We start from the raw sequence: 20,324 nt of genomic DNA, 5'->3' as shown, positions 1-20,324 counted from the left end.
ATGCTGGCACCCATGTTTCTTTCGGCAATGCAGTGATATGGGAAGCAGTCATAGCTGTGTGTTTTTTCGAGTCTTTGTCAGGCTCTCTTTCCATGGCATTTATGTGCTGCTAAGGTCGCCGGAATCTTCATCTTTATGGACTTCCTGTGGGGGGAATGGTGGCCGGTTTGTGGTCAGACGCCTCGGGTCTTCCCCGGCGTGCAGCCAGGCGGCGGGTCGGCCGGATGCGGTGCATAGCCGCGTCCCTGGCGGCGTATCTGTTGCTCGGCCTGCTGGGCGGCCCTGTCGCGGCGGCGGCCGAACTGGGGCTGCGGACACTGAAGAAGCCGGACCCGGTCCCGACCTCAGCCGCCAAGGCCCAGAAGATCAACCGGCCCGATCAGACGGCCGAGCACGCGTGGCGTCCCACGGCCGAGGCGGACTGGCCCACGCCGGCCACCGGCACCATTGCCGTACCGCAAGACGGTGAAGCCACGGCGACGGTGGGCTCGCTACCGGTACGCCTCGCCCAGACCGGCGCCAAGCGCGGCCACGCCGACGCCCAGAAGCGCCAGACCACAGGACCTGCCCAGGCCCAGATCCAGGTCCTGGACCAGCGCACCGCCGACAGCGTCGGCGTCGAAGGCATACTCCTGGCCGTCCGCCCCCTGACCGGCAGCAAGGGCACCCTGGACGTCACCGTCGACTACGCACGCTTCCGCCATGCCTTCGGCGGCGACTGGGCCTCACGCCTGACCCTGCGCCAGCTCCCGGTCTGTGCGCTGACCAGCCCGGACCAGCAGGACTGCCGACAGGGCCGGACCCTGGCCACGGACAACGACACCCGCGCCGCGACGCTCTCCGCCCCCGTCACCCTGCCGGAGCCCCAGAATCCGGCCGCGTCCGCCCTCTCCGCCGACACACCACCCGTGACCCGCACGGCGAACGGTTCGGCTGCCGCGACAGGCGGCACAGTTCTGCTGGCGGTGACTGCCGCTGCGAGCGGAGCGGCGGGTGACTTCGGGGCCACATCCCTGTCCCCGTCCAGTTCCTGGTCGGCCGGAGGATCCAACGGCGGTTTCTCCTGGAACTACGGCCTCACGACTCCGGACGTGCCCGGCGGCGTCCAGCCGGACCTCAAGCTCGCCTACAACTCGCAGGCGGTGGACGGGCGGACGGCCGCGACCAACAACCAGGCGAACTGGATCGGCGACGGATGGTCGATGGAGCCCGGCTACATCGAACGCCGCTACGTCTCCTGCAGCGACGACGCCAAGGACGGCAACGGCACCGACAAGAGCGGTGACCTGTGCTGGAAGAACGACAACGCCGTCATCAGCCTGGGCGGACAGACCAGCGTCCTCGTCAAGGACGACTCGGCCAAGGACGACCCCCAGGGCGAATGGCGCATGGAAAGTGACGACGGCACCAAGGCCGTCAAACTCACCGGCACCGACCGGGGCAACGGCGACAACGACGGCGAGTACTGGCGCGTCACCACACCGGACGGCACCCAGTACTACTTCGGCTACAACCGGCTGCCCGGATGGACCGACGGCAAGCCCGAGACCAACTCGACCTGGACCGTGCCGGTCTTCGGCAACCACAAGGACGAGCCCTGCCACGCCACCGCGTTCAAGGACTCCTGGTGCCAGCAGGCATGGCGGTGGAACCTCGACTACGTCGTGGACCCCCACTCCGATGCCATGGCCTACTACTGGAACAAGGAGACCAACTACTACGGGCGCAACGTCAACCCGGACACCGGCGCCTCCACCGCCACCGCCTACACCCGCGGCGGCTACCTCGACCGCATCGAGTACGGCCTGCGCTCCGACACCATGTATGGACAGAAGGCCGCCGGAAAGGTCGACTTCACCGTCTCGGAACGCTGCCTGACGGACTGCGGCACCTTCGACAAGGCTAACGCCAAGAGCTGGCCGGATGTCCCCTTCGACCGCTACTGCGCATCGGGCGACGAGTGCAAGGACCGCTACTCGCCGTCCTTCTGGACCCGCAAGCGCCTGACGAAGATCGACACCTCGGTCCTCACCGGGGGCGTATACAAGCCGGTCGACACCTGGACACTCACCCACCAGTTCCCCACCACCGGCGACGGAACCGACCCCGCCCTGTGGCTGGCATCCCTCACCCGCACCGGACACACCGGCACCGGCGACGTCACCATGCCCGCGGTCACCTTCAGGGGCCAGCAACTCGCCAACCGCGTCGAAGGCGCCACCACCGGCGGCAGACCGGACCCCGTCCCCCCGCTGGTGCGCTACCGGATCTACGGCATCGACACCGAGACCGGCTCCACACTGGGCGTCACCTACTCCAGCCCCGACTGCAAGGCCGGCGACGTCCCCACGCCCGCGTCGAACACCCGCCGGTGCTACCCCGTCATCTGGTCCCCGCCGGATGCCCCCGCCGCCGACTACGAGCCCTACCTCGACTGGTTCCACACGTATGTCGTGACCCAGATCCTGGAGGCCGACAACACCGGCGGCGCGCCCGTGAAGCAGACCGACTACTCCTACCTCGGAGGCATGGCCTGGGCGAAGGAGGAAGACGAATTCTCCCAGGCCAAGTACCTCACCTACGGTGACCGCAGGGGTTACGGGCGCGTCCAGGTCCGCACCGGTGCCCCCGCGTCGGACAAGCAGACCCTCAAGGAGTACCGGTACTTCCGAGGCATCGACGGCGCCACGGTGGCGGACCACGAAGGAACCGCCGTCACCGACCACCCGGCCTTCGCCGGCATGACCCGCGAGGAAGCCACCTTCAACGGCGACGGCGGCAAGCTCGAAGCGACCACCAGCTACGAGCCCTGGCGCTCGGCCGCGAACGCCACCCGCACCCGCCCCGGACTGTCCGCCCAGCACGCGTACGCCACTGGCGGCAAGTCGGAGAAGACCCGCACCGCGGTCGGCAGCGGCTGGCGTTCCACACAGATCGACCGCACCCATGACGCCTACGGACTCGTCCTGACCGAGTCCGACCTCGGCGACACCGCCAAGACCGGCGACGAGGAGTGCACCACCACTACGTACAACCGCAACACCGACGCCAACATGCTCACCCTCATCAAGGAGATCAAGCAGACCGCCATCGCCTGCGACAAGACACCCACCCTGCCGGCCGACCTGATCTCCGTCGAACGCCACTACTACGACAACGCTGCCAGCCGCGACACCCCGCCGACCAAGGGCGACGTGAGCCGCCTTGAGGAACAGGACGACAAGGGAACCGGCTTTGTCACCGCGGCCACCCACACCTATGACCAGCACGGCCGTGAGCTGACCAACAAGGACGCGGTGAACAACACCACCACGACCCAGTACACGCCCAGGACCATAGAGGCCCCGACCACCGTCACCGTCACCAACGCCCTCGGGCACGCGACGACAACGCAGTACGACCCGCTCCGCGGCGTCGCTACCGCTGCCATCGACCCCAACGACAAGCGCACCGACGCCACCTACGACGGCCTGGGCCGCGTACTGAAGGTGTGGAACCCGGGCTGGGCGAAGGCCGACCATGCCACGCAGCCGTCGACCGAGTTCACGTACTCGATCTCGAAAACGCAGGCCAATGCCGTAGCCACCAAGATGCTCCAGTACGACGGCTCGTACACGACGGCCTACCAGCTCTACGACGGCCTCCTGCGCGAGCGTGAGACCCAGGCCCCGGCGGTCGGAACGACCAACCGGATCGTCACCGAAATCCACTACGACACCCGTGGCTTCGCCTGGAAGTCCTACGCCGCCTACTACACGAACGGCGCCCCGTCCAAGGCTCTCGACACGGCCCCGGACAACAAGGTGCCTACCGCCACCGAGAACCTGTACGACGGACTGGGCCGCATCACCGATGCCATCTCCCGCGCCTACGGCGACGAGAAATGGCGCACCACCACCCAGTACGCGGGCGACCGCACCACGGTCATTCCGCCCAAGGGCGGCACGGCCACCACGGTCGTGACCGATGCACGCGGCCGCACCACCGAACGGCTGCAATACACCAACGCCGCCCGCACCGCCTCACAGAAGACGGCCTACGGCTACGGCAAGTGGGACGAGCCGGAGACCGTGACCGACCCGGCCGGCAACATCTGGCGCTACACCTTCGACGCCCGCGGCCAGAAGATGACCTCCGTCGACCCCGACAAGGGAACCTCCCACACCACCTACGACCGGGTCGGCCGCCCCGTCACGGCCACCGACGCCCGCAACATCACGCTGACCACGAAGTACGACGAACTCGGCCGTCAAACAGAACTCACCAAGGGCACAGCGCTGTTGGCGAAGTGGACCTACGACACCGTCGCCAAGGGCCAGCCGGCGAGCAGCATCCGCTACCTGGACGGCGCCGCGTACACCTCGGCGGTCGACTCCTACAACGACACCTACCAGCCGACCTCCCAGACAGTGACCATTCCGGCTGCGACCGGGACACTCGCGGGAACGTACACCTGGACGTACGGCTACAACACGTACACCAGCCAGCAGGAATGGATCAGGCACCCGGCCGTCGGCAACCTCCCCACCGAACGGCAGACCACCGTCTACGCCGAGGGCAACCTTCCCCTGAAGACCACCGTGGGATCCATCACCCTGGTCAACTCCACGGCGTACGACGTGTTCTCACGCCCCACCCGCACCGAGTACGGAACCCTCGGCAAAAAGGTCTACAAGACGCAGCTCTACGACGACCACACCGGCCGCCTCAACCGCCAGACCACCGACCGGGACCTCGCCCCCCAGCGCATCGACGACACCGCCTACGACTACGCCCCCGCGGGCAACATCACCGGCATCACCACCACCAGCGGCCAGGACACCACCAAGTCCATCGACCGCCAGTGCTTCACCGAGGACGCCCTCGGCCGCCTCACCGAAGCCTGGACCACCGTCAACAACGACTGCACCACCCAGCCCTCGGCCACCACGGTGGGCGGCCCGGACGCCTACTGGCAGTCCTTCGCCTACGACGCCGCAGGCAACCGCACCCAGCAGACCGACCACAAAACCGGCGCCCTCACCGGTGCGGACGCCACCACCACCTACACCCAGCGCGACCCCAACACCGGACTGCCCCACGCCGTCCAGGAGACCTCCACCAAGGGAGGCCCTGACGACGGCAAGAAGACCGGCTTCACCTACGACGAGGCCGGCAACACCCTCACCCGCACCACCGGCACACAAACACAGAAACTCGACTGGGACGACGAGGGCCACCTCGCCTCTCTCACCGAAGCGGGAAAGACCACCCGCTACCAGTACGACGCCGACGGCAACCGCATGATCACCCGCGACGCCGACGGCAGCCAGACCCTCACCCTCCCCGGCGGCAACGAACTAAAGACCACGGCCACCGGCACGAAGGAAGGCGTCCGCTACTACACCCACGGCCAGGAGACGGTCGCCGTCCGGACCGGCACCGGCTTCTCCTTCCTCCTCCCCGACCACCAGGGCACCTCCATGGCGGCCATCGCCATGACCACCCTCGCAATCACCCGCCGCAAACAACTCCCCTTCGGCCAGACCCGATCGGCACTGACCGAAACCATCCCCGGAACCCGCGGCTTCGTCGGCGGAACCACCGACCCCACCGGCCTCACCCACCTCGGCGCCCGCGAATACGACCCCCAACTCGGCCGCTTCCTCTCCGTCGACCCGATCATCGACCACAACGACCCGGCCCAGCTCAACGCCTACAGCTACGCCCACAACAACCCGATCACCAAGTCCGACCCCACCGGCCTCCGCCCCGACGGCCCCGCCGGCGGAGCCGGCTACAACGACGACCGCTGGGCCAGCGACCGCGGCATGACAGCCGGCTACACCAAGAAAAACGGCAAGTGGGTCTGGCAGCAAACCCCCCTCAAGGACAAGTCCTCCAAAAAGAAATACACCGCCTACCGAGCCAACCCCAGCTCATACAAGGTCTACCATTACGACGCCAAGAAGGCAGCCCAGGCCCAAGCCAACGCCAAGGCCCAGGCCGACGCCCGGGCCAAAGCCCAGGCAATAGCAAGAGAAAAGGCGGAAGCGGAACGCCGCAAGAAGAACGGCATTTTTGGCAGCATCATGGGAGGGCTGAAAAAGAGTTGGGATAATACAGGTGGCAAGGTCGGTGGCTTCGTCACTGAACACTGGCGCGGTATCACTCAAATCGGAATCATTGTAGTTGGTACGATCGCGGTGGGTGTATGTACGGCGGCGACGGCCGGTCTTTGCGCCGGGGCGGGAGGGATTATCATCTCTGGTGCGATTGGCGTTGCGCAGGGCGTTGCGACCTACGGAGTTTCCGGCGGGAAGCACACTGCTATGGGCTACGTGCAAGCAGGAGCTATTGGAGGATTTTCCGCAGGTGGTGCGGCAGGGGTTGGCAAAGTTTCCATGCTCATGGGTGGAACGCGAATTTCCCCGAGTACCGCGCCGTATCACTCGGTGTCTACCATGACGTCCTCTGCAGTTCACAACGGTGGGCGTTTTTGGGAGGGTGGCGTGAACGGAAGGCAAGTAATCAACCATCTAGGGTTCGGGACAAAGTGGGCGGATTGACGATAGTGCAGCGCAGGTGGAGCCGCCGCCAATTGCTTTTTGGAGTGCTCCTGTTCAGTTGGGTCTGCACAATCTCTGCTGCCGCCCTCTGGGTCGGTCCGCCCTGGCAGGCGGCGGGTGTAGGGGTTAGTGCCCTACCTGTGGTTGCATTGATGGTTCGCAAGACGCGTCAGTCGTCGCATAATGAGGTCGACGCAAAGAAGCCCACAAGTCGCATTCTGCTCTATGTCGGACTGCTCGGCTTGACGATTGGTATTGCGCTCTTCTTTGCGGCGCCCACGAGAAATAGCTATCTGGATTATCTCGCCACTTCCACTACGACTTGTGGTGGCATCGTGACAATCGGTGGATTGATCTTTTCTCGGAAGAGGAATAAAGGTGTCAAATAGGCGGGAGCAGTCGTGATTTCTCCTGCACTCTTGCTCTCTGTATCCCGAGGTCGGGTGAGTCCGATGTCTGCGATTGCGCTGAGGTGGCGCTTGTGGCTGGAACTTTGTCGTCCGGTCATGCAAGGTAGCGGAAGTCCGTGACTCCCGGCTGCTCGAGCGCCTCGTCCTCGGTGGGGCGGGAAGCAAGCTGTCCGGGGCCGCTGTCAGGTAGGTCCAGGCGACGTCGTCCTGGATCGTCGGGCCCGGGGGCGTCACGGGCAGTCCGCTGGCGCTCTCGATCCCGGCCCCCGTAGAGGTCGGGCCCGAACTTCCTCAGGACTGCCTCGCGAACCATGGCGCTGCCGAGTGGTGCTCCGCATTCGCCGGACACGAGGCGATCGTGCGCTTCCTGGTGGAACGCCTCCGGGTGGAACACGCCGTCACGAAGGCCCAGCACGTCCAGCGACCCGACGGGCCTGTGGCTCGACGACGGCACTGGCCACAGCGAGCCCCGCCCGGGCCGTGGCGGCGGTGGCCAGAGCCCGACGCCTGGCATCCCTGCCGGCGGAACCGGCACCGGTGGGTGCTACTACACCTGCGGAGGAACGCCCTCCGGCGGCACGGCGACCGGCAACAACACCTCGGGCAAAGAGTGGTGACGGCGGCTTCACCGGCTGGCTCAAGGGCGCTGCGGACACCGTCTACAACTTCGGCTCCGCGATCCTCTCCAGCCCGACATGAGTGACATCATGCAAGCTGTCGCCGGACTCCTCTCCCACCAGCAGACCGCCACCCTGGGAAGCAATCCGCAAATGTGAACCCAGCAGTGAACCCGCGGCCCTCGACGCGCCACCGCCAACCCTGCACCAGGTCGTTAGGCGCCGGTGCTGGAACGCACGGCAGGTAGGACATCGGCACGGCCAGGGCAAGACGGCCGGCAGTGCCCAAGCAGCTCTGCCTCGGGTCGCACTCGCCGGGCACACGCAGTGCCTCATCGCCTGAGACCGGCAACTCGCCGTCAGCCCGCAGACCATGACGCCCCGAAGCCGACGCCGTGCACACCCGGGAACCGTGCCTGCCGCCCGCCCTATCCTGCGTAGGAACGCGGGCATGCTGTCTGTACGGCGTCGGTGCGAGTTGGGAACATGAAGAACGACGCTGCGCGGTCCGGGGGAGTGGTGGCATGGGTTCGGACGAGATCAGGTCCCAGGGCTTCAGCCTGAAGGAACTGTTCCGTGACGTGACCTATGAGATCGACTACTACCAGCGCGACTACACCTGGGGTGAGGAGGAAGTCCGCACCCTGCTCAGGGACCTATGCGAATCGTTTCGGACCTGGACGGCGGATCCGGCCTACCTGCGCCGTCCGCACACCGCGCCTCAGTACTTCCTCGGCCCCTTCGTCTACTACGAGCCGTCGAAGACCCGCCGCTACCTCGTCGACGGCCAGCAGCGCTTCGTCACACTCCATCTGCTCTTCCTGCAACTGAGGCTTTGGGCACAGGAGGCCGGACACACCAGGGCGATCGACCGGATCAACCGCGTGATCACGATCGACGGAGACCACTTCTCGCTCGGCATCAGCGATCACGAGCCCGTCCTGCGGGCAGTGAGCGAAGGCCGCAAGTACGAAACAGGCATAGGGGACTCCCTCTCCCGCCGCAACCTGTGGGCCCGCAGTCAGCAGATCGAATCCCAGCTCGTGGAAGAGCTGGATGCGGAGAACCTCCACCGATTCACCGAGTGGCTGCTGGACCGCGTGGTCCTGGTCGGGATCCGCGCGGCCAGCGCCGATCACGGCTACCGCATGTTCGAGACGATGAACGACCGCGGCGCCCGACTCACCGCCGTCGACCTCCTCAAGAGCCACCTGCTGTCCAACGTCGGGTCAGACGAGGACCAGCTCAACACCCAGTGGCACGAGATGCTCAGAGAGCTGACCACCGACCGCGACGATCCCGGAGCGGCGTCCCGCTTCATCAAGGCATACCTACTCGCCCACTGCGCACGCGAGAGCAGCGACGACGACCGCCGCCAGATCGCAACCAACCTCAACGTATGGGTACGCCAGAACGCCGCCCACCTGGGCCTGACCCGGGAACGCCCCGACAACTTCCTCCGGTTCGTCCAGGACCTGCTGAAGTCGGCCAGACTGTACCGCCCCTTCCTCTCAGCCGGCCGGGGACTGAAGAAGGACGGAGACCGCCTGGAGACCGTGCTCTTCAACGAACGCAACGGCCTCGGTGCCCAGACAGTCGCCGTCCTCGCTGCCATCAACGCCGACGACCAGCCCTCCGACGCCAAGGACAAAGGCCGCCTCGTCGCCGCCTACATGGACCGCTGGTACGCCCTGCGCATCCTCCAGGACCTGCCTGTCCAGGCCGCCGACACCGACATGCTCGTCCACTCCACCCTCGTGCCCCTGCTGCGCGGATGCCGCACCGTGCCCGACGTCACCTCCGCACTGGGCGACCTCGTCCTGCAGGACGGAGGCTCCATCAGCGAAGCCGTCACCCTGGGCCTGCGGGGCAACAACTCCCACCAGATCCGATACCTGCTGGCCCGGGCCACCGCCTACGTCGAAGAGGCATGCCACCGGCCCCACGACGTACTGGCCTACCTTGACCGGGACCAGTTCCACATCGAGCACCTGTGGGCGAACCACCATCACCGGGTGGAAAAGGAGATCCCCGACCCCGTCGTCTTCCGCAGCCGCCGTAACCAACTCGGTGGTCTCGGCCTGCTGATGGGACGCGAAAACTCCAGCATCAACGACTTGCCTCTCCACGACAAAGCCGCCTCCTACGCTCGCAGCAACGTCCTGCTGGGCATCATCGCCCCCGGCTACGACCGCAGGAACCCGCTGCTGCGCGACTTCATCAAGACCCACCAACTGGACAGGACGCTCAGGTCGTTTGGACCCCGGGAAACCATGACCACGGTCATCGAAACCCGGCAGAACCTGTACCTGAGCCTGTTCGGACACATCTGGAATCCCCAGAGCATAGGCCTGCCCGTCAACCTGCCGCCTGCACCGAACGGCTCCCGCGAACCTGCCGCCCCGGCACGCCGGCGCGCAGCACGGCGCAGGCCGCCCGCAGGAGGCCGACGCACGGACATAGCCAAGATGATCCACGCCCAGGTCCTCAAGGCCGGCACACGGATCGTGCTCACCTACCGCTCCACCGAGCACTGGGCCACGATCGACGAAGACGGCGGCATCATCCTCGCCGCTACCGGAGGCACCCCCTACGGCCGGGCCGACGAAGCCGGCGCCGTCGCCCGCGGCACCAAGACCTGCCAAGGCATGAACGAATGGCACATCGAAGACGAGAGCGGGACGCGCATCAGCCTGCGGACCGTGCGTGATCACGCGACCGAGGCAGGTCTCCTGTAGCTGTCCCCCGGCTGAACCATCGCTCGCGACACCGCGGACACAGCCGCTTTCAAATCGACCTACCGACCGTTGAGCCACGCTTCAGAACGACCCTCAGGCCCACCTTGCTACGCGTCAGATGGCGCAGAGTGTCGTGGGTTGTATGCCGTGGTTATCCTGCAGTCGTCCATGCGGTGCAGGAAGGGACCAGGTGGCGCTGCCAGGCTATAGCGGTGTCATTCTGCCGCCGGCGTCTCCTGTCGCGGCTCGGCCGGGGCGGGCGTGGAGGCGGCCGGTGCGGTGTAGAAGACCGATGAGCCCTGCTTGGTGCGGTGGGCATGGCTCCTGGCGACCAGCCCTTCGAGGGTGGTACGCACGACGGTGGTCTTCACGCTGCGGTCGGGGTGGGCCAGTGTGAGTGCGGCGGTGACCTCGGCGGCGGAACGCGGTTCGCTCTGCTGCTCGAGGTGGCCGCGGATCAGTTCGACAAGCGTCGGCTTGGCAGCTGACGTGGCCGCCTTCGCGGAAGAGGCCTTGGCAGCGGGCTTCCTGGACGCCGCCTCCTTCGCGCTCGTGCCGGCTGGCCTCTTCGCCCTGACCCGCTTGGATCCGGCGGCGGCCTGGTGAGGTACGGACGGTGCGGCTGTGGTGTCTTGTGCGGTGGCGGGGCTCGCACCGCCCAGGGCCTCCTGCATGTTCACCAGCACCGTGTGGTCGTGCCCCAGAGCACGCAACTGCTCCTGAAGGGCCTCGATGTCCCTGCCGATACGTTCCTGTTCCTTGGTGTTGCGCTCGAGGTCACCCGTCACCTGGGCGGCGTACTGCGATGTCAGTTCTGTGGTTCGGGTCTGGGTTTCAGACATGGCATGGCCCTTTCTGCTGTCCGCGGCGCGGTGGTGGAACCGGGGTCCGTGTGAGGGGACTTGTTGAGGTAGGTGTCCGGTCTGGGACGACTGGATCACTCGCAGGGCACGACTTCCGCGGTCTGCGGCCGTCTGGAGATAGTACGCATGAGTGGAACCGGATGTTCCTCTCGCTGGATGCCTTGCTGCCTCTTCGAGTTGGACAGCCGGCGGACGAGGGGCATGCCGCAGAGCCGGCCGGTGCGCTGTCACGGCTGATGTGTTGTGCCGGGTGCCCTGGTCCGGGTGGGCAGGCGCCAGGTGAGTTCGTCGGTGTCGCGGCAGTAGTGCCATGCGGCCAGCGAGTGCGAAGTCATCAGCCGGTCGAGGAGTTCTTCCGTCTGGTGAGGTGAGTGGCCGCTCAGGCGTGCGAGTTGCTCCATGTCGGAGCGGCCGGTTTCCCCCGACGTGCAGGTGGCCAGTGCCACGGCGGTCAGTTGGACGGCCGGCGCCCATCTGCTCGGCAGTGTCACCGGGGCTGGACGCAGGGCCCACTGGGCGGCCCGGGCCCGCACCCGGCGTCCCGGTCCCTGAACGAAGAGGGCGGCGTCGAGGAGCTGCGCCTCCATGTGCGGGTGCCCGCTGTTTGTGCGGCGGAGCCAGCCGGCGTGCTCCAGTTCCTCCCACAACTCGCTGCGGCCGTACAGGCGCATGCCGCGCAACAGGCCACCGGGCAGCCGGATGTACGCGCTGGCGTCGGCGCGAAGTGCGCACTGCAGGGCCAGCAGCCGGGCGGCGGGGGAGGAGAAACGGGGCAGCGCGGCGGCGAGATAGGTGAGCATCTCCCGCACCCGCCGCTGCTCGCCCGGCCCGTACGGTGACGTGCTGCGCCGGGGATCCGGCCTGTCCGGGACGGGCTTTGGGCGGTCGGCGCCCAGCAGCGTGGACGGCACGACGGCGGTGTGGCTCATGGCGGCGGCGCAGGCAGCGCAGGCGTCCGCCAGCCGCCACGCACGGCCGCCGCGGTCACCGGTCAGTGCGAGGAGCACCGGCCCGGAGCAGCCGCGGTGGCGGGGATGCCAGTGGCAGCCCCGCGCCCGGCACTGACAGGTCCGCAGGTGTCCGGGCAGTGCGTCGGAGCGGGCATGGCGCGCCAGGTGCGTCAGGGCGGCCGACCGTGCGGAGGCCGCCTGCAGCGGGTGGCTGCGCGGGGCGCAGCGGGGGCAGGCAAGGGCCGGCCCGCCCGTCTGCGGGCGCAGTTCCACCGTCCAGATGCGCGGCACCGCGGCATGCGTACCGGTAAGCCGCATGAGCTTGTCGCCCTCCCATCCAGTCCGCGCCCGAGGGGCGCTGCGTGGTCCCGGCAGGCAAGCACGGGAGCCGCGCGCACCGTAGTGCAGATCCCTGCACTCGCACATCGGCGGTATTCGCGGTGCCCACCTGCACAGATAGTGCAGAAGTCTGCACTGACAGGGCAGGGTCCTGCACCGTCGGATGGTGGGGTGACGATCTTGCCGCCCGACCCCGACCTCACCGCGCTGCGTGTCGCGCTCGCGCGGCTGAGGGGTGAGCGCGGGTGGACTTTCGACGAACTGGCCGACCGCAGCGGCCTGGCCCGGCGCACTCTCATCGACCTCGAACACGGCCGTACCACCGGAAGCGTCACCACCTGGCACGCCCTCGCCCACGCCTTCGACGTCCCCGTCGAGCAACTGCTCGCCGCTCTCTGCGACGACCACACCCCGCCCGGACAGCAGAGCTCCTGACCCCGCCGCACCGCAACCGCCCGCCGCGCGCGAATCACCCGAACCGACGAGCAGACACCGAACACTCTCGCGGACTGACGCCCACTTGTTCGATACTGCTGAGCCGTCCGGGGGATACACCTGCCTGCCGTCCCGCGTGCACGGCACGCTCCCTGGCACTTTCACCGCCATGCGCCCCACCCCCGCCTCCACCTGCCGCCACTGGGACGGCAGTCCCCGCGCCACTTAGACGTCGTTTCTTATGGCGTGATCGTTCGTTGAAACGTGCATGACGGATCTGGTTGAGCGGCTGGTGCCGGACGAGTTGTGGGTGTTGTTCCGGCGGGTGGTACCGCCGACGGAGGTCATACGTCCGCAGGGTGGCGGCCGGCGTCGAGCGGGTGACCGCGAAGCATTTGCCGCGATCATCTTCGTGGCCACCTCGGGCTGCACCTGGCGGCAGCTGCCGCCCGTGTTCGGCCCGAGCTGGCAGACGGTCTACCGACGCTTCGCCCAGTGGAGCCGGGACCGGGTCTGGGCCCGCCTCCACCGCGTCATCCTCGACGAACTCGGCGCCCGCGGGGAACTCGACTGGTCGCGCTGCGCGATCGACTCCGTCAGCATGCGGGCCGCAAAAGGGGGCCTCTGACGGGACCGAATCCGACCGACCGTGGCAAGCCCGGATCGAAAATCCACTTGATCACCGACCGGAACGGACTGCCGATCTCGCTGGGCATTTCCGGCGCGAACATGCACGACAGTCTCGGCCTTGAACCGCTCGTGCGCGGCATCGCGCCGATCCGGTCCCGGCGAGGACCTCGTCGACGGCGCCCCGGCAAGCTCCACGCAGACAAGGGCTACGACTACGACCACCTGCGCCGCTGGCTCCGCAAGCGCGGCATCCGGCACCGCATCGCCCGCAGAGGAATCGAGTCCTCACAGCGCCTGGGGCGTCACCGCTGGGTGGTCGAGAGAACCGTGTCCTGGCTGGCCGGCTGCCGACGCCTCCACCGCCGCTACGAACGCAAGGCCGAACACTTCCTCGCCTTCGTCGGTATCGCAGCACTCCTGATCGGATACCGCCGCCTCGATAGACCGATCAAACCGAGAAACCAGTGAGCCGAGGCCGGGCCTCCTCGCGTCCGAAGGCCAGCACCTTCGCAAGTACCTCGCGCATCTCGTCAATGCCTTCGGCCGGCACGTCGAGCACCGCCTCGATCTCCGCCTCCTCCAACTCCAAGTCATCCAGACAACCGGGGTCCAGCGACACCGTGAGCAGGTTGCCTGTCAGAGCCACCTCGCGGACACAGCCATAGGCCGTGCACTGGTCCGGGGTCATCACGCAGTACGTGTCGAACCCGAGCGAGATGTCCTGTGCGGACGGCTCACCGATAGCGCTCGTGAACAGCAGGAAAAAGCCCTCATCCTCCTCCGCCACGCCAGCCTGCATCTCGCCATCAACGTCGACCTCGGCAGCCACCGAACGGGCTGTGAACCTGTATGTCATGCGCCGGTTCTACCAGGAGCCCAGCACAGCTCACGCCCACCCCTCCGCCAACAAGTGCTGTAGACACCTCCATAAGAAACGACGTCTTAGACGATCCCGTGGTACGTCTTCGCTGTACGTATCTAGCACGACTTAGGCCGCCCACTCATTCCCTTGGCCCCCTCGCTGGGAGGCGTTCCACACTATGGAGGTTGCCCCGGCCTCCAACCGTGACCGAGGCATAGCGGGACTACTCCAGCCGTAGATCGTGATCTTGGTGGTGAGGGGCGCCGAGGCGGCAGGTGGCCAGCGTCGATCATCTTGCCCGAGATCGCCCACGCCGTCGCGGGCGTCGGCTCCTTCTCCGTCTACCCGAGTTCACCGAGACGGAGGGCATCCCTTATCTCGCTGAGCTTCGCGGTCGTGGCCGGGGTCCGCTCCTGCGCTTGTTCAGCGAGTCGGAGGGCGTCGTCAATCTCGCTGAGCTTCACGGAGGACAGGACGGCCGCCCGCTCTATCAGGTCGTCCCGGGACACAGTGGTCAGCCACGTGCACGGGGTGAAGCCTGGACGCGGGAACGCGAGCCGCAGCACGCCTTCGAACGGCAGTCCTTCACCGGCGCCGACCGTCACTTCGATGCCCAGACCGCTGATGTCGACGCCCGCCGGAGCGACGACCTGCATCACCCGGATCCCGGACGTGTCGTCTCCCGACAGCAGTACGACCAACCTCCGCTCGTCGAACTGGACCCACCAGACTTCGCCACGTTGCACAAGTCCTCCAGACACATGACGGCAGGCAGACGCTGCGCGACCCTGACGCGCTGTGGAGACGGGTGCGGCCACCGTTGATCATCGGTGTGTGAAAACTGAAGATCATGCGGTGGCCGCAGGTCACAGCGTAGACCCTGCCCGCTGGCAGGAGGCGTTCGAGGGCCTGATGGCCCGGATCGCGGGCCGGTTCGCACGGGTCGAACCCCGACGTCGGGTCGGGCGGTTGGTGCTCGGGCTGCTGTCGGACCTGCCGCGCAAAAACTGCTGGACCATCGCAGAGTGGGCCGGAGAGAGCACCCCGGACGGCATGCAGCACCTGCTCGGGCGGGCCAAGTGGGACGCCGACCAGGTCCGCGACGACGTGCGGGCCTACGCGGTGGAGCATCTGCGGGACGACCAGGCGGTTCTGGTGGTCGACGAGACCGGCGACGTGAAGAAGGGCACCGACACCGTCGGTGTCCAGCGCCAGTACACCGGCACCGCGGGCAGGATCGAGAACGCGCAGGTCGCCGTCTATCCCGTCTACGCCGGCCGCCGCGGACACGCCGCGGTAGACCGGGAACTGTACGTTCCGCGTTCCTGGACCTCGGACCCCGACCGCTGCCGGGCCGCCGGACTCGGTGACAAGACCGAATTCGCGACCAAACCGCAGCTTGCCGCCCGCATGGTCACCCGATTCCTGGACGCCGGCCACCGGGCCGCCTGGCTCGCGGGAGACGAGGTCTACGGCGGCAACCCGACGCTACGCGCCGCGCTGGAAGAACGCGGCACCGGCTACGTCATCGCGGTGGCCTGCTCGCACGAAGTCACCACAGGCGCCGGGAAGTTCCGCGCGGACACGCTGGCCAGGAAGGTGCCCAAGAGGGCCTGGCAGAAGCTGTCCGCAGGGAGCGGAGCCAAGGGCCACCGCTTCTACGACTGGGCCGTCATCGACCTCACCGACCCCCGGCCCGGGAGTCGGCAGTTGCTGATCCGCCGCAACCGCAGCACCGGCGAACTCGCGTACTACCGCTGCTACTCGCCGGCCGCCGCAGTGCCGCTAACCACCCTGGTGCGCGTCGCTGGATCAAGGTGGCGGGTCGAGGAGACGTGTGACGGCGTCGATGTCGTAGAGCCGGTAGCCGGCCGGGCTCCGGTCAGTCGGCGGCACGATTCCCGCGTCGGAGTAGAACCGAATGGTCTTCACCGTCAGCCCGGTCCGCCGGGCAAGATCACCAATCGCGTAGAGCGCGTCGCCGTTCATGTCCTCCACCCTGCTGTCTCCCCCTACTGGAGACTCAAGCGGTCAAGCCCTCCGGCTGATCGAGCCCAGGAGTCCCGACAGGGATCCCACCCAATCTCCCGAAGTGCCGTCATTTCCCGTGAACACTGGCAGGCTCCCCCCTCCACTGACCGCCGTTGAAACTCGTCGACCAACGCTGTCCTTACAAGGGGTCTGGCTCAAGTTCCGTGATATGACCACGCTGAGTGATGAGTGGTTCGTTTTGTGGCCATCTTGTCTGTCAGCCGTGGTCTTCCCAATCTTCTTGGCAGAACCGGGCCTCGCTGATTACGGCGTCACCGGCTCTGGTGGCCCGGACATACATGTTGAGGCCGTCCAGCCCCAGATCTCCACCGCAGCCGAAGACCAGGCCCGTCTCACGCTCTTCGGTGTGCTGGATCAAGGCCGCATCAACGGCGGTTATGGGCATACCAATCAATGGGATGCCCTCGTGCTCGACCTGTGGACCGATGCGACCCTGCACTGTGACGGCACCGAGGACGGGATAGACGCCGCGTCCGCCGGCGTAGTGCGCGGTCACACCGGCCGTATCGAAGCGGTCTTCGAGAAGGATCCACTCGCCGGGACTCTCCCACGGCCGTCCGAACGGGTATCGGCCGTGACGGGCGGCTGGTTCCTCGTTCAGCGCTGCCGCCACCTGATAGGGGCTCATGCCGTACCGCAGCGGACCGATGCGCTCCAGAGGTGTCCAGCCCCAACGCAGACGGTCCTGCTCGGCCTTCACCGGCCATGTCCCGGTGTTCGGCTCTTCCCCGCGCACATCCCGCCACTGGATGATCGGCTTGGCCCCATAAGGGTCTTCGGCCAGATCCGCGCTGGTCAACAGGGCATGGGTGACCATCGTGTCCTGGCGCTGCAAGTACCCCTCGACGTCGGGCGACAAGCTCAGCTCCAGCGAGGCACCCATGGATACCCCCCATGCCGCGACTTCCGGGTCGCCACTCCAGTTCACCCGCACCGAAGCCCCCTCCCGGCGTGCGAGGGCATGGATAGCTGAGCACGCCTCGGACGGTACCCGGGCGATCAGCTCAACGTCCCGCAACCGGACCAGCGGTCCGTCCATCGCATCGATCGCCACAGCGACCAGACCGGAATCCTCCCCGTAGACCGCAGTCATACCCCAGTCGCTGTAACAGCCCCATCCAATCCCGCTGCCCAGACCTTGTGAGACATAGGCGATCGCTCCGTGCAGAGCCGTCGCCACCTGGTCCGGACTCATCCCGAACCGCAACGGCCCCACCCCGACCAACGGCTCAAGCACCCACTGCTTCCGCTCCCCGGGCTTCCGGTCCCACCAAGCCATCCCGATCCCCACCATCCGCTTGAGATCCCGCAGCACATCCTGCAAGTGATCTTGTCGACCACCCTAAGCAGAGCCTGTGACAACGCCTTCAGCCACCGCGTCCTGCTTGCTTGACGGCGCTTCCCTTGGCCGAAGAGGTGAAGCCCGTTCATCACTCAACGTGCCCAACCACAGAAGCTGAGCCAGAACCCTTACAAGTCAACGAAGCCCCCCGACAGTTGGCTGCTGACGTGTGACTCTTCCTCCTCACCGCATACCTGCGCGGCTCTGCGGGGAGCCCAGGGCCGAAGTAGCGGACGACGAGGCGCTGATCAGAGCGCTGCAGGCTCGCGGATGGGATCCGGGTCTGCGTTTTGACCGTGCAGACGTCCCTGTGGCGTGGATCGCTAAACGTTACGGCACGCGATGGTTGGAGCAGGATCGAGACGGCACAGTGTCGTACGGCAGCGGCGGGACGGTCCGGCTCAGGGCCGGGGCTGAGGAGGTGGCTGCCTACTACGCCGGTGCTTCTCGCGGCCCGCTTTTCCCTCCGGTCGTCCTGCCTGAGGTTGAGGAGGCAGAGCGCAGGATCGGTCGCCGTCTTCCCGGGCTGCTTCGGCGTGTCTACACCGAGGTCGCCAACGGAGGTTTCGGGGCAGATGGCGGGCTTGCCTCCCTGACCGGCGGCAACCGGGCTCCGAGACACTTGCGTGACTGGCCGTGCGCGGTCAGCGTCCGCGAACGCAACCTGTCGGAGGGCCTACCGCGGTCATGACTTTTCCTGGCCTACGGCGGCTGCACGATGGAGTGGCATGTCTCATTGACCGCGGTCGACAATCCGGTGCTTCTCTACGACACCGATGGCTACCTCTTTGGTGAAGACCCTCACGACGGCCTGCGCCATGCAACCGCCTCGCTGCGAAAGTGGCTGTGGACCTGGGCTGACGGCCGCGACGTCTGGGAGGAAGTCCTGTGACTGCTCCTCTGAGCATGGGTAGCCGGATACGGCGACGTCGTGGTGCCCGTACCCGATCATGTCTGCGGTCCACGCGGACAACTGCCGTGGTCGCGCGCTTGGTCGGGGGGTTGAGGGTGGGGTGTTTCGTTGGGTCTGTCGCTGTTCTTCGTTGCCGTGCTCACGTGTAGGTCAGCGACGCTTGTGCCGGCGGCGTTCGTTTTCGGCTGGGGGGCCGGGTGGGCCGGGGTGTGTTCCTGCAGGCTGATGTGTGACGGCTGCGGGGGCTGCGTTCCGGCCCGGATGCCCGGATGCCCGGATGCCCGGATGCCCGGATGCCCGGATGTGCGGGGCGCTGTGCGCAGTTGTGCCGCTGTGCCCAGTGCTTGCTGGTCGGTCGGGTCATGGCCTGGGCCACGGCATCGGAACTGATGTGTTGCCTGATTGTGGCCGGTGGTGGGGGCTGGTGGTCGTCCGGCTGGTCGGGGGGTGGGGGTGGGGTGTCTCCATGGACCATCGCGCTTCGAATTTCGCAGTCCCGTACGGCGCTCAGCCGGTATGCCCCGCACGACGCGGAAGAGGCCCTGCCCGCCACCGTACGTCCATGGCCGGGCTGCGCGGCCTGGTGGCCGGGCACGTCGGCCGCGGAGCCCGCCACCGTACGTGCATGGCCCGGTTATGCGGTCTGGTGGCGGGGCATGTGGGCCGCGGGTTTTGGGGGAGTGCCGGTCGGTGTCTGGCTGTGCCGGATTTCTGTGCCGGTCCGGTTCTGTCGCGGGCCGGGGCGGTGCGCAGGCCCGGCAGGCGGGCTCCGGCCGATACGAAAGGGCCGGCGGCTCATGACGACGATGCATATCACCCGGCGCGGCGCGGAGGCGCCGGAGACGGTCGGCACCGCCGGCCCCATGGCCTGCCGCGGAGAAGCGTCGGCGATCAGCGGACGGGTCGCGACGGCACTGCGCCTGGAGGGCCTGGAGCGTCTGGAGGGCCTGGAGCGTCTGGAGGGCCTGGAGGGCCTGGAGCGCGTGGAGTGTGTGGCGCAGATGGCCGGTCCGCCTGGGGGTGAGGCTGCCGTCGGCAGGAACCCCGTCACGTCGGGGCAGCGGCAGCCCTTCGTCCTGTGCAGTGCCTGTATCGGCGATGGGTCCGGTAAGGCCGGTGCTCTGTACGGGGCGTTGACGCCGTCGGTGTTCCTCGTCCCCGGTCCGGCGGGGGACGGGGGTCTCGGCTGCCGGCCACCGGGGGGTGAGACGGCAGGGGCGGCGGTTGCCGCGCTTGAACAGACCGCGGCCTTGTACGCCGTACTGACCGGTGACCGTGATGGTGCGCGGCGGATCGTCGCCGGTATGAGCTGCGCCGAGCGTGCCGGGTTCGCGGACCGTCTCGACGGGCTCCGCGGGCTCCTGGGCACCGTGTGCGGCAACTGCGGAAATGTCGCCGGGATCGGTTCCACGGCGACCGGCTCTTTCAGCGAGACGTGCCGTTTCCTGTGCCGCGGCTGCACCGCAGCGCGCCGCTGTTCCCGGGAGGCGGGTGTAGCTTCGCCGCGAGCATCCCTCCGGGCGCCCGGGGCGGTATCCGGCGCGGCGGTGGAGCTGTCGCGGCCGACGCCGTCAAGGCCACCTGCGGCAACCCGGACTGGCACGACAAGCTGCTGCCCGTCATCC

11 protein-coding genes and 2 pseudogenes are annotated in these 20,324 nt (G+C 67.3%); 7 read left to right on the top strand and 6 right to left on the bottom strand.

Going from position 1 to position 20,324, the window contains the following annotated elements:
• Positions 1-224: 224 nt before the first annotated feature.
• Together ACFVT5_RS37655 and ACFVT5_RS37650 are read left to right on the top strand one after the other, a co-directional pair.
• Positions 225-6,548 (top strand): RHS repeat domain-containing protein, encoded by a 6,324-nt coding sequence (locus ACFVT5_RS37655; RefSeq protein ID WP_389897736.1) that lies wholly within the window; start codon positions 225-227, stop codon positions 6,546-6,548.
• Positions 6,549-8,099: 1,551 nt separating this feature from the next.
• Complete coding sequence (locus tag ACFVT5_RS37650) at positions 8,100-10,313, top strand: DUF262 domain-containing protein (RefSeq protein ID WP_389897734.1); 2,214 nt, start codon at positions 8,100-8,102, stop codon at positions 10,311-10,313.
• A gap of 215 nt (positions 10,314-10,528) precedes the next feature.
• Here ACFVT5_RS37650 and ACFVT5_RS37645 read toward each other — a convergent pair whose 3' ends face one another.
• Positions 10,529-11,155: a hypothetical protein gene (locus ACFVT5_RS37645; protein ID WP_389897731.1), complete on the bottom strand. Its 627-nt coding sequence runs from the start codon at positions 11,153-11,155 to the stop codon at positions 10,529-10,531.
• A 248-nt stretch (positions 11,156-11,403) separates the two neighbouring features.
• Entirely contained in the window at positions 11,404-12,417 is a 1,014-nt protein-coding gene (locus ACFVT5_RS37640) for a hypothetical protein (protein ID WP_389897728.1), read from the bottom strand.
• A gap of 219 nt (positions 12,418-12,636) precedes the next feature.
• Between ACFVT5_RS37640 and ACFVT5_RS37635 the strand changes: the two genes are divergently transcribed.
• Both ACFVT5_RS37635 and ACFVT5_RS37630 read left to right on the top strand, forming a co-directional pair.
• Positions 12,637-12,900 carry a helix-turn-helix transcriptional regulator gene (locus ACFVT5_RS37635; RefSeq protein ID WP_389897726.1) on the top strand — a complete coding sequence of 88 codons (264 nt, stop codon included), beginning with the start codon at positions 12,637-12,639 and terminating at the stop codon, positions 12,898-12,900.
• Positions 12,901-13,168: 268 nt separating this feature from the next.
• A protein-coding gene (locus ACFVT5_RS37630) for an IS5 family transposase (RefSeq protein ID WP_389897724.1) occupies positions 13,169-13,998 on the top strand; the annotation gives its coding sequence in 2 pieces (ribosomal slippage) (positions 13,169-13,505 and positions 13,505-13,998; 831 coding nt in all).
• Here ACFVT5_RS37630 and ACFVT5_RS37625 read toward each other — a convergent pair.
• Positions 13,979-14,359 carry an Imm10 family immunity protein gene (locus ACFVT5_RS37625; protein ID WP_389897722.1) on the bottom strand — a complete coding sequence of 127 codons (381 nt, stop codon included), beginning with the start codon at positions 14,357-14,359 and terminating at the stop codon, positions 13,979-13,981. The two genes, ACFVT5_RS37630 and ACFVT5_RS37625, sit on opposite strands and share 20 nt — an antisense overlap.
• Before the next feature lie 374 nt (positions 14,360-14,733).
• On the bottom strand, positions 14,734-15,138 hold the full coding sequence (locus tag ACFVT5_RS37620; RefSeq protein WP_023547126.1) for an mRNA interferase PemK: 405 nt from the start codon (positions 15,136-15,138) through the stop codon (positions 14,734-14,736).
• 166 nt (positions 15,139-15,304) lie between these two features.
• Between ACFVT5_RS37620 and ACFVT5_RS37615 the strand changes: the two are divergent.
• A pseudogene (locus ACFVT5_RS37615) lies at positions 15,305-16,225 on the top strand (IS701 family transposase); the annotation flags it as partial.
• Here the strand turns inward: ACFVT5_RS37615 and ACFVT5_RS37610 are convergent.
• Both ACFVT5_RS37610 and ACFVT5_RS37605 read right to left on the bottom strand, forming a co-directional pair.
• Positions 16,223-16,381 (bottom strand): annotated as a pseudogene (locus tag ACFVT5_RS37610) (MerR family DNA-binding transcriptional regulator); the annotation flags it as partial. The pseudogenes ACFVT5_RS37615 and ACFVT5_RS37610 overlap by 3 nt on opposite strands.
• Positions 16,382-16,640: 259 nt before the next feature.
• On the bottom strand, positions 16,641-17,768 hold the full coding sequence (locus ACFVT5_RS37605; RefSeq protein ID WP_389897719.1) for a hypothetical protein: 1,128 nt from the start codon (positions 17,766-17,768) through the stop codon (positions 16,641-16,643).
• A 754-nt stretch (positions 17,769-18,522) separates the two neighbouring features.
• On the opposite strand from ACFVT5_RS37605, the gene ACFVT5_RS37600 reads away from it, so the two are divergent.
• Complete coding sequence (locus tag ACFVT5_RS37600; protein WP_389897716.1) at positions 18,523-18,678, top strand: hypothetical protein; 156 nt, start codon at positions 18,523-18,525, stop codon at positions 18,676-18,678.
• A gap of 818 nt (positions 18,679-19,496) precedes the next feature.
• Positions 19,497-20,324, top strand: an 828-nt coding sequence (locus tag ACFVT5_RS37595; protein WP_389897714.1) for a hypothetical protein, incomplete at its 3' end; no start/stop codon positions are given.

This window comes from Streptomyces sp. NPDC058001 (genome assembly GCF_042886315.1).
In the GTDB taxonomy this organism is placed as follows: Bacteria; Actinomycetota; Actinomycetes; order Streptomycetales; family Streptomycetaceae; genus Streptomyces.
This window is presented reverse-complemented; position numbering and strand designations above follow the sequence as displayed.

Bases quoted from the DNA above. Each gene is read 5' to 3' on its own strand.
- ACFVT5_RS37655 (WP_389897736.1), top strand. From the start codon at position 225: ATGCGGTGCATAGCCGCGTCCCTGGCGGCGTATCTGTTGCTCGGCCTG.
- ACFVT5_RS37650 (WP_389897734.1), top strand. From the start codon at position 8,100: ATGGGTTCGGACGAGATCAGGTCCCAGGGCTTCAGCCTGAAGGAACTG.
- ACFVT5_RS37645 (WP_389897731.1), bottom strand. From the start codon at position 11,155: ATGTCTGAAACCCAGACCCGAACCACAGAACTGACATCGCAGTACGCC.